Annotated in this window: 12 protein-coding genes; 1 reads left to right on the plus strand and 11 read right to left on the minus strand. The window is 35.1% G+C overall.

All coding sequences use genetic code 11. The features are described 5' to 3' along the window. Nucleotides 1-12: 12 nt before the first annotated feature. Both FJ651_RS10985 and FJ651_RS10990 read right to left on the minus strand, forming a co-directional pair. Nucleotides 13-1,044 carry an SMP-30/gluconolactonase/LRE family protein gene (locus tag FJ651_RS10985; protein ID WP_216746136.1) on the minus strand — a complete coding sequence of 344 codons (1,032 nt, stop codon included), beginning with the start codon at nucleotides 1,042-1,044 and terminating at the stop codon, nucleotides 13-15. A gap of 46 nt (nucleotides 1,045-1,090) precedes the next feature. Beyond that, a complete protein-coding gene (locus FJ651_RS10990; RefSeq protein ID WP_216746137.1) occupies nucleotides 1,091-2,089 on the minus strand; it encodes an aldo/keto reductase in 999 nt (332 codons plus the stop codon). Between the two features lie 264 nt (nucleotides 2,090-2,353). Here FJ651_RS10990 and FJ651_RS10995 point away from each other — a divergent pair, with 264 nt between their 5' ends. Beyond that, the gene (locus FJ651_RS10995) at nucleotides 2,354-4,405 is read left to right on the plus strand and encodes a recombinase (RefSeq protein WP_140990576.1); all 2,052 of its coding nucleotides are present in this window, start codon (nucleotides 2,354-2,356) and stop codon (nucleotides 4,403-4,405) included. A 104-nt stretch (nucleotides 4,406-4,509) separates the two neighbouring features. Here the strand turns inward: FJ651_RS10995 and FJ651_RS11000 are convergent, their stop codons facing one another. From FJ651_RS11000 to FJ651_RS11040, 9 genes are read right to left on the minus strand one after another with little or no spacing between them, the layout of a single operon-like run. Further along, the gene (locus tag FJ651_RS11000; RefSeq protein ID WP_140990577.1) at nucleotides 4,510-5,205 is read right to left on the minus strand and encodes a DUF6090 family protein; all 696 of its coding nucleotides are present in this window, start codon (nucleotides 5,203-5,205) and stop codon (nucleotides 4,510-4,512) included. Nucleotides 5,206-5,233: 28 nt separating this feature from the next. Continuing rightward, nucleotides 5,234-6,007, minus strand: a complete 774-nt coding sequence (locus tag FJ651_RS11005; RefSeq protein ID WP_140990578.1) for a hypothetical protein — start codon at nucleotides 6,005-6,007, stop codon at nucleotides 5,234-5,236. Nucleotides 6,008-6,010: 3 nt separating this feature from the next. Beyond that, complete coding sequence (locus FJ651_RS11010; protein ID WP_140990579.1) at nucleotides 6,011-6,730, minus strand: hypothetical protein; 720 nt, start codon at nucleotides 6,728-6,730, stop codon at nucleotides 6,011-6,013. Between the two features lie 2 nt (nucleotides 6,731-6,732). After that, nucleotides 6,733-7,488: a DUF6090 family protein gene (locus tag FJ651_RS11015; protein ID WP_140990580.1), complete on the minus strand. Its 756-nt coding sequence runs from the start codon at nucleotides 7,486-7,488 to the stop codon at nucleotides 6,733-6,735. Between the two features lie 3 nt (nucleotides 7,489-7,491). After that, the gene (locus FJ651_RS15755; protein WP_216746147.1) at nucleotides 7,492-8,322 is read right to left on the minus strand and encodes a DUF6090 family protein; all 831 of its coding nucleotides are present in this window, start codon (nucleotides 8,320-8,322) and stop codon (nucleotides 7,492-7,494) included. After that, nucleotides 8,319-9,083: a DUF6090 family protein gene (locus tag FJ651_RS11025; RefSeq protein ID WP_140990581.1), complete on the minus strand. Its 765-nt coding sequence runs from the start codon at nucleotides 9,081-9,083 to the stop codon at nucleotides 8,319-8,321. Before FJ651_RS11025 ends, FJ651_RS15755 begins: the two co-directional genes overlap by 4 nt. 4 nt (nucleotides 9,084-9,087) lie before the next feature. Beyond that, complete coding sequence (locus FJ651_RS11030) at nucleotides 9,088-9,309, minus strand: hypothetical protein (protein ID WP_140990582.1); 222 nt, start codon at nucleotides 9,307-9,309, stop codon at nucleotides 9,088-9,090. 5 nt (nucleotides 9,310-9,314) lie between these two features. Continuing rightward, nucleotides 9,315-10,526 (minus strand): acyltransferase family protein, encoded by a 1,212-nt coding sequence (locus FJ651_RS11035; protein WP_140990583.1) that lies wholly within the window; start codon nucleotides 10,524-10,526, stop codon nucleotides 9,315-9,317. A 41-nt stretch (nucleotides 10,527-10,567) separates the two neighbouring features. Continuing rightward, nucleotides 10,568-11,776 (minus strand): acyltransferase family protein, encoded by a 1,209-nt coding sequence (locus FJ651_RS11040; protein ID WP_140990584.1) that lies wholly within the window; start codon nucleotides 11,774-11,776, stop codon nucleotides 10,568-10,570. Between the last annotated feature and the right edge of the window lie 157 nt (nucleotides 11,777-11,933).

An 11,933-nucleotide genomic window follows, 5' to 3' on the forward strand; every position in this document is an offset into this window, starting at 1 on the left:
TTAATATACTTACTAAAGTTTTAGTTTAACCCTAATCAACAAATCAGTTGTTGTCATGTACAAATAGTTTTGGTCGGAATCAAATGCACAATTGGCCGTTGATTTGGTGGTTTTAATGGCCGCCAGGTGTTTTCCGTCCGGGCTAATTATATGCACTCCACCAGGTCCTGTTGTAAATATGTTTCCGCTTTTGTGAACTTTTAAGCCGTCGGGTAATCCTTTGGCATTTTTTGAAAGTGCTAGAAAGTCGAATAATATCTTGCCGTTTTCGAGTGATCCGTCTTCTTTAATATCATAACTGTATAAAACCGGATTACCCGAATCGGATTGATTGATATATAAGGATTGTTCATCGAGCGATAGGGCTATGCCGTTCGGCCGGTTTAAGCTGTCAACAAGCACAGAAACCTCTTTTTCAGGATTCACCTTAAATACGCCGTTTATTCCTATTTCCCCTGTTTTGTTTTCCGGTCTGCCATAAGGCGGATCTGTAAAATAAATATTGCCTTTACGGTCCATGACCAGGTCATTTGGACTGTTAAATTTATTTCCATTATAAGTGTTGGCAATACTGGTAAATTGCGCTTGTGGGTTTTTTAAATCTGCATCCATACGTGCAATTTGTCTGTCGCCGTGCTGACAAATCAGAAGTTTATTGTTTTGGTCCAGAATTAATCCGTTGGGTCCTTCACCGGAACCTGAATTATCAGGTCCGGTATGACCTGCAGATTCAAGATATATACTCAAGCTGTCTTTTTCAGTCCATTTGTATATTTTATTTGCCGGAACGTCAGAAAATATAACAGCCTGTAATTCGTCGATCCAAAGCGGACCTTCGCTCCAGTAAAATCCTTTTGCAAGTATTTCAAAAGTGGCATTGGTATCGATGAGGTTGGTGGCTGTTGAATCGTATATCTCAATAGATAACTCTTCTAAGAAAGGATCACTCGCAGTGCTTTCAACGATATCAATTTTAGAATCATTTTTACATGAGACTAACAGCATGATTAAAAACACCATCAAAATGTTAACTACTTTAGTCATTATTTTAAAATTTAAATTATTAGTTATTGTAAAATTAGTTTCTCGTTTACCAAGAGTAAGCAGTTGGCGCTTCTCCGCCCGGTCCCGGAAATATGGCATCCAATTGTTTGAGGGTGTCTTCTTCTAGTTGAATACTTGTAGCTCTCACCGCACTCTCCAGCTGCTCTACAGTTCTTGGTCCAACAATTGGTGCTGTAACAACGGGATTATGAAGTAACCATGCCAATGCCACTTCTGAAGGTGGGTGGCCAATTTCTTTACAAAGCGTTTCATATTTTTCAAGTTGAACACGTTTGCTCTCCAGTTGCTTCAGAACGTCCTTTTCGGCGCGTCTTCCGTCTATTTGTTTTTGTAGCGCACCCGCTAAAATTCCGCCTGCCAACGGACTCCAAGGTATTAATCCTAAACCGTAATGCCGGCATGCCGGAATGACTTCAAGTTCGAGCATTCGGTTATCGAGATTGTAAACACTTTGTTCACTTACCAAGCCTAACAACCCACGTTTAGATGCTTCTTGGCATGCTGTTGCAATGTTCCAGCCGGCAAAATTGCTAGAACCCACATATACCACTTTTCCTTGTTTTATTAGAGTATCGAAACTTTGCCAGGCTTCATCCCAAGGACAATCATTATCAATATGGTGCATTTGATATAAGTCAATTCTGTCTGTTTGCAAACGTTTTAAACTGCCTTCACAATGTTTCATGATTTTATAGGCGCTCAGGCTGCGTCCATCACTGTTTACCTCAGGTAAATTTGCTTTGCGTTCAACAGGATTGTAAACCTTTGTTGCCAATACTACAGCATCCCGTCTTCCGCCGCCTTGTGCAAGCCATCTACCTATTATTTCTTCTGTATAGCCATGTTGTTTTGTCCAGCCATAAACATCGGCTGTATCGAAGAAATTGATGCCTAATTCCAAAGCGCGATCCATAATTTTAAAACTGTCTTCTTCACTTGTATGCCAACCAAAATTCATGGTGCCCAGGCAAATATTACTCACTAAAACACCATGTCTGCCCAGTCTTTTATGTTTAATATTCATTTCATTTTTATTTTGAACATTCATCTACAAGGTAACGATATTTTTCCATTTATTGTAAATTTTGTCTTAGTTTATGTCCAAATTATTTGCGAGTATAATGGTAAAACTAGTTGTATTTTTCCCGGTGTTTTAATTGTTTTAATCCCAAGAATAATGGTTTTTATCATGATTTACGAGATTGATAAGCAATAAAATACTTGGTTAAAAAATGTATGAAACTATTTTATTTCGCAAAAGCGCATTATCTTTAGGTTTTAACATGATATGGGTAAAAACACAAAAGATATACCTCAATTTTTTAAAACTTATTTCAGAGATGATACATGGATAAATGTCACTACCCAAGTAGATTTACTTTCTGAGTTGGTTGATATCATCAGGCCTAAGAATATAAACGACAATAATCGGGTATCCATTCAGCCATTAATTGAATTACTCAAACAAGACAAGTCTTACAAACAAAACTTCAGTAATTATTGTAATGAACTTTTAGAAAAAAAGACTTTTCACGCTATCATTAGTGATGCAGGAATTCCGCAGGAATCGGACCTCATTTTTGAGATAAGCAGAAAACTATTTTCAAAACTACTACCTAGTCAACCTGCAGAAAACAACCTAGAATACATCTTGAATCAAATTTTTTATAAAACGAGCGACCCTGAATGGATAGCTCAAATTGATTTGAATGAACTTAAATCCTTATTTAAACTTTTAGAGTTTGATTTTATTAACGCCTCTGTAGAGGTTGAATCCCCATTATCTGAATTGTTATTTGCACTTGAGGTGATGACTTTAAGAATTTGCGGAAATGCCTTAGAAGCTCAGGTAATGAAAATGGTTCCGGAATACAACAATCTTGAAAGTCCGTTTATTGCCTTCCAAAATAATTTAAGCCTTGTTGAAAAGCGTATTCTAAATGACGCACATCATTATATACATGCTGAAAATGAAGATTACAAGCATCTTTTTGTGTTGCTCCAGCAATGTAAAGATTACGTAAATCAAGCATTTAAAAACAGTAAAAAATTTGGAATATCGCTTCGCGTCAATCAAATGTTAATGAGAATTAACAGGCAGCTAATTAGGATGGAGGAGACCTTGCCTTTTTTAGCCGTAAACAATGAAAAGGATTTAATAGCGCATAACATTAACCTAAGTATGCGACTTATTAAATACAATTGTTATAAAAACAATATCAAAAAATTTTTTAATGAGGGCACGCGGCTGTTATCTTATGAAATTACAGAGCAGGCTGCAAAAAAAGGAGAACACTACATTACAAATGACAAGAAGGGCTATTTCGAAATGTTAAAGACATCACTGGGTGGTGGTCTTATTGTAGGCTTAATGTGCGTTTCAAAAGTGATATTTTCAAAATTAGACTTGAGTAGTTTTGGTGAAGCCTTTGTTTTTAGTATGAACTATGCTATTGGATTTGTAATTTTATACCTACTCGGGTTTACTTTAGCCACCAAACAGCCGGCAATGACAGCTTCTACGCTTATTTCAGCTTTAGAAAATGGCCTGAAAAAAGGTGGTTCTGTTCGCACTAAACATCAAGTATTTGCTAAATTGTTTTCTGAGGTGTTTCGTTCACAAGTAGTTGCCTTTTTCGGGAATGTTATCATGGCGTTTCCAGTGGCAATGCTAGTAGTGTATCTGGTAGATATAAGTGTGGACTACAATATTCCCACAGCTAAATGGGAAAAACTTATTAATGATTTAAATCCCGCAACATCATTGGCCATATTTCATGCAGCAATTGCAGGGATATTTTTGTTTTTATCCGGCATTATTGCAGGTGGTATAGCAAATAGAAATAAATTTAATAATATATATACCAGAATAAAAAAACACCCTTTTCTTAAAAGGCGATTTGGAAAAAAGTTCGCTACAAAACTCGCTGATTTTATTGAACATAAGTGGGCGGGTATCATGTCTAATTTTTGGTTTGGCGTGTTTATGGGCAGTACCGCATCTGTTGGTGTTTTTTTGGGTCTTAATTTAGATATACGCCACATTGCTTTTTCTAGTGGAAATTTTGCCCTGGGCATGTATGGTTCAGATTTTACACTCTCAACAAGTGCTATAATTTGGTCGCTTATTGGTATTTTTTTTATAGGCTTTATGAATTTTTGGGTAAGTTTTGGGTTTTCGTTGTTATTGGCTTTTAAATCCAGACGAATTCCACTTTCAGAACTGAAGGCTGTAAATCTTTCAATTCTAAACTATCTTTTGAGTAATCCAAGTGAGTTTATTTGGCCACCTAAATCAGACACTAATGAACATAATATGGGAACTAAACATGAAGAGTAGCGTCTTACTGGTTTGGCAATTCTTGCAATTATAAAACCAAAAAAAAATGTTAAAACTCAAATTTGAAAAGCAGGAGATATTTTGATTTTAAAAATAAAAGAAAGCTAGCGCGTTCTCTCTTTCAGTTCTTCATCAATATGCGCGATTAAATTTTTTAAATCGGTGAGAAGTCCTTCATACCGTAGTTTCATATATTTTCTGGCATTTACATTCATTCGTAAAGTGCCTTTAAATACATCGTCATTTTGCAAACTTAATAATTTAATCGGGTAGCCTGTACGCGATAGATTGTCATAAATAAGTTTGGCATTAAGCTGCGGTAACAATTCATTTAACTGAATTTGGTTGTCGTATTCCAGTTCTTGCTTTTCAATAAAATAATAGCGTTCAGAGTAAACAGCGGTGATGTGTCTTCGTAAACTGTCGTTTTGGATGAGGTCAATACCTTTGGCTTTTAAATGATCGTAAGCCGCCATATTACGACGTTGTGTTGTTGAATAGATGAGATTACCATAGTGATAGCGCAGTGAATCATTAAAAGGGGTTGCTTGTTCCAAATGATTAAGTACAATGGCATTTGAGCTGGCCAATTCTTGCTGCTTGTTGATATTCCACTCGCAATCCTTTAAATCATTAGTCAGATTAAATTGCATTTCTTTTAAAATCTTGAGTTCTTCCTTAGTAGCTTTATTGGCTTCATTCCAATTGTTGATTTGCAGGGCAATCAAAATCCCAATTACCACAAGGAAGATTTCGCCAATGGCGTATTTAAGGTACCTGCCTGTTTTTCCTGTTTCCATTAGGTTGTATCTTATTTTTCGGAAGAATTTAATCACTTTTTAACTTGTTTATTTGTGTTTCCAATAAGCTAATGACCTCTTTATTTAAATTGTAGAAATTTTGATATCGACGTAATAAGTTATTGAGTAAAAACATTTTATTATCTATCATGTTTTCAAACTTTCTATCAGTTAAAATAATTCTGTTATCAGTAACATCTAATTGGCTTTTTCCAATTCTGTCTTTAATTGGAGCAAAAGTTGCATCCATCTGCCTCATAGAAATTTGATCATACAAATAAGGGAAAAAATTAATTTCGCTATCTTGATCAATGTTTTCCTCAGCCCAATTTATTTCTGAATAAAGTGAAGGGATTTGATATAATAAATCCCTTAGATCATCAGAAGAAATTAAGGAAACCGTACCGGAATTTAGCGCTTCGTTTATGGTAGAAGATTTATAGTTGAATTTTGGGAGAGACAACACCGAATAAATTAGGGTATCAACGGTTCTAACATTTTTGTCTTTATAATTTGTGCCGAATAGTTGTAGCATTTGCTCACAATCATCCATGCCTTTATTATTTGTATCAATGCTCTTTGATACTTCTTCAAGGTTTTGCTTGCTTTCACTTAAGAGCCGTATCATTAAGTTTAGTGAAGTTTTGTTTTCGTTTCTTACCACATTCCAATTGTTTACTTGAAGCGCAATCAAAATCCCAATCACAACTAAGATGATTTCGCCAATGGCGTATTTGAGGTATCTGCCTTTTTTACCGGTTTCCATGAGGTTGTATCTTATTTTACTAAAGAGTTTTATCATACGTTAATTGTTAATATAACTATCAATATCCTTTACCAATGTTCTTATGGCGCTAATACTGTAGCCATAATTTTTAACTTGATTATCCAGTGTGATGAGCCGATAATCAATAATGTTGTGATAATAACTATCAGTCCAGATAAATTCAAAATTATTTGGTGTTGCGTTTTTTGTAAATATAAGATTATGAAAATTCTCTAAATAATAGGGTCTGTTTACGTCATTTATAGACATCTCTAATTCATTAATCCAATTAAGCCAACCGTAATTCGTTTCGAAAAGATGCACTATTTGAGATCGAATAGAATCATCCTTTATTAAGTTGAGTCCAGAGGCCTTTAAGTCTTGGTAGAAAGCACTATTGGGTTTAAGAATTCTCATACCCCAAACTGTGCCGAATAGTGTATCCAAGCCTTTGTTGTAGGCATAATCTTTTTTGGTTATTAGGGATTGTAAAAGTTCAATATCTGCTATAGATTTATTTACTGAATTAAGTCCGGATGAGAGTAAATCTAAATCTAGTAGCATACTTTTCTTTAATTCATAAAGTGTGGTTTTTTCGGTTTGCTTTTCAATTCTTCTAGCGTTCCAGTCTGAGATGTATAAAGCCAATAAAATCCCGATCAGTACTAGGATGATTTCGCCGATGGCGTATTTAAAATACCTTCCAGTTTTGTTTTCAGCTAGCAGTTTTTGGCGGATGTTTCTAAAGAATTTTATCATACCTAATCTTTTCGTTGTTCAAGTTCCGTGGTTACAGCATTTAAAATCTGCTCTGTTTTTGATTTAAATGTACTTAGGTTTCCCTGATAGGTAGTTATGATCAATTCAAAATGATAAAACGGACCAAATATCTTAGGGTTTTCTAACAGTGCATCATAATCATAAGCGCGTATATAACCAGATTTTCCATCACCATAAATTTTGAAGTTTTTAAATATATTTTCGGCTTGCAAAAGGTTAAGACTTTCAACTCTGTTTAAAATGTTATTGATATCTGCCAGGTCTGTGGTGTAGTGATTGGTAATAGCTTTTCTGAGTTCAGGGTTTTTTACAATTCCAAAACCGCGCTCTTTAAGAAGTTCAAAGGCGGCAGTGTTAAAGGTTTTATAGCCTCTGTGATAATAAACGGTCATCATCAATCGATCTAAATCTTGTGAGTAAGGTTGTTTTAGTTCTATGTGATGGATTAATGCTTTGGCTTTTTGTTCTTTTTCTTTTAAAACTAAAATATTGGCGTTAAGAACAATGGTGTCTTGTATTAAGGCTTGTTGAATTTCGGTGAGTGTTTCGAGTTCTATACTACGAAGTTTTTGCGTTTCTTTCCAGGTGTTAATTTGCAAGGCTATCAAAATCCCAATCACGACCAAGACGATTTCGCCAATGGCGTAAAGCAGATACTTGCCTGCTGGTGAGGCAGGTTTTCGAACTTTAGATTCTTCAATCATTTTTTGCCGGATTTTTCGGAAGAATTTTATCATAAATCAATTAGAATTTAATGTAGTGTCAATCTCCTCAATAAGTTGATTTGCTCTATCCTTAATATTCATGAGAAATTGCTTTTCACGCTGGCATATAATGATGGTCATGTTCATGTGGTCTTTTAAATGCCTAAAAAGTTTATGGTTAGGGTCTTTTTGCCATTCAGAACTTTGCATTAAAGCCTGAAGATCTGTTCCGTAACTTTCACGATACATGGGAATTTCTTGAATTCCGAAATCGGTAAAATCATTATAATTAAAAATCTTGTCATCTAATTTATCCCTATTATCTTCAATGGTATTTACTCCATAATCCTGATAAGCGTAATACTGTAATACAGCATTTTTTATTTTTTTATTTTTAAGAATTTCTAACTTCCCGGAAGAAGTGATATCGAGAATAGCAGATTTTGAGGGTATAAAAGAAATAGACCTCACAGCACTGAGATAATCTGCCAAAATCACGGATTTATCGTCTTGGATGGATAGTAGATTTACCAATAATCGTCTGGTAGCTTCAGACCTTTCTTCAAGCGAGTAGATGGATTGCTCGATATTATATATATCAAGTTCAATATCTTCTTTTATTTTACCGTAATAGTTGGTTTCTTGTTGATTTTGCTTGCGTTGTTCATTCCAATTATTAATTTGTAAAGCGATTAAAATCCCAATCACCACCAAGATAATTTCGCCAATGGCGTATTTCAAATACCGGCCTGCCTTCGCCGAGGCTTGTGCCTCCGCTAAAGCTTTAGGCGACACGCGGTCGGCAGATGAACCTGTTTTTTCAGTCGCCATGAGGTTGTATCTAATTTTACGAAAGAGTTTTATCATTTTTCTAAATCATCATCAATTAGTGTAACAATAGTCTTAACTATATCAAGCGCATTTTTTTGAATAATTAACACTAAGTCATTTGAATAAACTGCATTCTCAATAGCATTTTCAAAAGCTAATTCATCTAAAAGTTTTCTATTATCTACATCGAACCCTGATTTTGGGAATCTATTCCTTTTAACTGTTTCTGAACTCGAGGCTTCATCAAGGTTTAACCAACTTCCCTTTTCCTTTATAATATCAGTAATGGAAACTAAATCTTTATCCCTAATCATTTCTCTATACTTAATCCGTTCTAAAGCTGGTTGCCAAGAAATTAAAACATTTCTCAATGTTTCATTTTTAATAATCCCTATTCGTCCTGAGCTTAATAATTCTGTTAAATAGCCGATTCTTGGATGAAAAGTAGGGTTGTTGTAGACTTCATTTAACTTGATATTAAATTCTTTTTCTGTTTTTGGCTTTGGTTTTTTACCGGTATGATTTAGAATCCAAAAATGGCTTTTATTATTTTCCACTTGTAGATTTATGAAACTGTCGAGTAATCGATAATTATATTCAAAATCTTGCTTTAGATTCAATAGTGCTTTTTGTTCTTCTTTTCGTTCCTTTTGACTCTCATTCCAATTATTAATCTGCAAGGCAATGAGAATTCCTATTACCACAAGAACAATTTCTCCAATGGCGTATTTAATGTACTTCCCAGTTTTTCCCGTTTCCATTAGGTTGTATCTTATTTTTCTAAAGACTTTAATCATATTTTCAATCTTTTGTCATTTCGAACGAAAGTGAGAAATCTTTAAATGAGATTCCTCCTCGCTGCGCTCTGTCGGAATGACAGAAGGACATTTTTTCAATAAAGATAGACTCTGTTTTATCGTAACGCAATTCATCGTTTTGACCTGCAGGAATAATCCAAGTTAATAAAGCGACAAAGGCCGCAATAATCAATAAAATGGTTTGTGCGGCAGGAAATGTTTTCATGCTCTTTATTTATCCATTACCAACTCAACCTTTGGTTGTGCCGCCAGTTTGATATCGCTTAACTTCTTAGTATATCTTCTGCCATTTAAGAATTCCCCGATGAAAGTTGAACGCACCAAATAATGATAGGTCACAAAACAAATCACGGTGGTAACACTCACAACAAATAGGAATTTAAAGGTTGCAGGAATGTTCCAATCGGCAATTAAGCCAGGAATGATAACGGTTAAAGGCAAATGCAGTAAATAAACCCAGTACGAAGAATCAGACACATAACGCATCGTGGCTGAATGGTGACTACCATATCTTATGAATAATCCAGTAATACCAAAAATAAACAGCCAACAACAAATAGCTCTTATGGAAATAATGAGCCAAGGAGCCATTTCACTTTTCTCTGTTAAGAAATACCAAGTAAAAAGTAGCAGACCAACAGTGGTAAAAAGCCAATCGTGTTTTTTAAAACTACCTAGAAGCTCTTTAGATTTAAACAGTACCCAACCAAACATGTAGAAAAAGAAATAAAAAAGAAAGGTGTTAAAATCGGGAACAAAACTTAAAGAAGTGTCCACCCAGGTTTTGTCCATAAATAACAAAATGGCTATTGTAATCAATGTAAAAACAACAAGTCTTAACACTATATTTTTAAAAATGGCATGAAAATATTGGTTAATAAAGCTAGATAGCTTAGGTAGCTTTTTAAATAGTAAACCCAATCCGAAAGACACCAAAGAAAACAAGATTAAATAATACAAAAACCATAAATGCATGGTTCTGTTTGGAATAAAGCTTAAAATTGAAGTAAAAGGTGCCAGGGCATCTGTTAAAGCATTGGGATTAGCAGCAAATACTTGGGCGGTGTATGACATTCCGGCCTGAACAAACACAAACAGAAGTAACACAAATACTAAAAACGGATAGGTTATTCTTTGCATTCTATTTTTAAACATCCAACGAGGTCCGCGCTCATAAAATAACAGCGAAGCAAAAAAACCGGCCACCACCATAAAAATTGGCATTCTAAACACGTGAATGAATGAGCCAATCCACGCTAGATTTTCATTAAAATTAATAGGGTCTCTTATGCGCCATATAGAATTTACAGCGGCACCATTATAGGTGTTAACTGAATGTAAAACGATGCCTAACATCATCATAATGGCTCTTAAAGAATCTAGCGCGTGTAAGCGTTCGGTTTTATGTGGAATGGTTTTCATGGTTGTAATTACTTTTTTTGTTTTGTTAAGGTTAGTTGTATTTATTTATCCATTGCCAATTGAGCTTTTGGTGCTGTAGCAGGTTGTAGATCTTTAATCTTTTTAGAATACTTTCGGCCGTTTAAGAATTGACCAATAAAGGTGGAACGTACCAAGTAATGGTAGCTTACAAAACAGACGAAGAAAGTGCCCGACATCACGATTAAAAATTTTACGGTAGCCGGTAAAGCCCAATTCATAATCAATACAGGTAAAAGAGCTGTAAATGATAAATGAACGAGGTACACCCAATAAGAGGCATCAGAGATGTATCTCATAACAGGCGAGTGGTTACTGGCATAGCGGAGAAAAAGGCCTGTTACGCCAAAAATGAGGCACCAAACGGTAACAGATTTGATAATAATGGCGTCGTAAAATCCAAAGTCGTCTTTCCAGAAAAAATAAACCGAAAATAAAGCGATTCCAAGCGCTGTAGACCACCAGTCCATTCGTTTCATTTCATCTAATAAGTGCTTCGATTTGAATAAAATCCAGCCAATTATATAAAAGAAGGCGTAATAGGTAAAGGTGTTGAGATCTGGTATAAAGGAATTAGACGTAGCCACTTGTGAGGTATTCATAAATATATAAACCACTGCTGTAAACGACGCAAATACGAGAATTCTTAAAATAGGATGTTTAATTATTCTGTCAAACAAGCCAGAGATTTTGTTAGTGAAGGCTTTAAATGGTCTTGCGATAAAAGCAATAATTACTGAGAAACCTGTAATTAATGCCAAATAGTAAAGAAACCACAAATGAAAAGTGCTACCTGGAATATAACCATCAATTTGGGCTAAAATGGAGGTTGCTGTTGCCCATGCTTCAGGATCACCAGCAAAGCTAAGTCTTGTATAAGTAAAACAAACCACTATTGATGGCCAAAGTAAAAAAACAAATATCAAAAATGGGAATACAATGCGCTGAATTCTGTTTTTTATCATGGGTCTTGGCTGTCGCTCATAAAACAATAGAGCACCAAAAAAACCTGCGACAAAAAAGAAAATTTGCATTCTAAATACGTGAATAAAATCTACGATATAATCGTTCGTCCAATGGATGGCGTTGGGGTCTTTCAAGGGCCAAGTAGCACCCCAATCGGTTACTGCATAGGTTAGGGCAGAATGTATAACCAAACCTAAGAGCATCATGATGGCTCGTAAGGCATCCATGGAGTGTAAGCGTTCGGTTTTGTGTGGAAAGGTTTTCATAGCTGTAATGTTTTTTGCCACAACCGTATTGGATTTGGTCTTTTATATCCAAAATGGAATAATTTGCCAAGGTAAATCGTTAAATATTGGAATACAATCACATGATGATGTGGTTAAGACCTAATGTGGGTTGTGAGCTGTCATAACAGTTAGACCA

The organism is Paucihalobacter ruber (assembly GCF_006494535.1).
Taxonomy (GTDB): domain Bacteria; phylum Bacteroidota; class Bacteroidia; order Flavobacteriales; family Flavobacteriaceae; genus Paucihalobacter; species Paucihalobacter ruber.

Excerpts from the sequence above, each read along its gene's own strand:
- FJ651_RS15755 (WP_216746147.1), bottom strand. The coding sequence starts at position 8,322 with ATGATAAAACTCTTTCGTAAAATTAGATACAACCTCATGGCGACTGAA.
- FJ651_RS11035 (WP_140990583.1), bottom strand. The coding sequence starts at position 10,526 with ATGAAAACCATTCCACATAAAACCGAACGCTTACACGCGCTAGATTCT.
- FJ651_RS11000 (WP_140990577.1), bottom strand. The coding sequence starts at position 5,205 with ATGGAAACAGGAAAAACAGGCAGGTACCTTAAATACGCCATTGGCGAA.
- FJ651_RS10995 (WP_140990576.1), top strand. The coding sequence starts at position 2,354 with ATGGGTAAAAACACAAAAGATATACCTCAATTTTTTAAAACTTATTTC.
- FJ651_RS11040 (WP_140990584.1), bottom strand. The coding sequence starts at position 11,776 with ATGAAAACCTTTCCACACAAAACCGAACGCTTACACTCCATGGATGCC.
- FJ651_RS11025 (WP_140990581.1), bottom strand. The coding sequence starts at position 9,083 with ATGATTAAAGTCTTTAGAAAAATAAGATACAACCTAATGGAAACGGGA.
- FJ651_RS10985 (WP_216746136.1), bottom strand. The coding sequence starts at position 1,044 with ATGACTAAAGTAGTTAACATTTTGATGGTGTTTTTAATCATGCTGTTA.
- FJ651_RS10990 (WP_216746137.1), bottom strand. The coding sequence starts at position 2,089 with ATGAATATTAAACATAAAAGACTGGGCAGACATGGTGTTTTAGTGAGT.
- FJ651_RS11030 (WP_140990582.1), bottom strand. The coding sequence starts at position 9,309 with ATGAAAACATTTCCTGCCGCACAAACCATTTTATTGATTATTGCGGCC.
- FJ651_RS11010 (WP_140990579.1), bottom strand. The coding sequence starts at position 6,730 with ATGATAAAATTCTTTAGAAACATCCGCCAAAAACTGCTAGCTGAAAAC.
- FJ651_RS11015 (WP_140990580.1), bottom strand. The coding sequence starts at position 7,488 with ATGATAAAATTCTTCCGAAAAATCCGGCAAAAAATGATTGAAGAATCT.
- FJ651_RS11005 (WP_140990578.1), bottom strand. The coding sequence starts at position 6,007 with ATGATAAAACTCTTTAGTAAAATAAGATACAACCTCATGGAAACCGGT.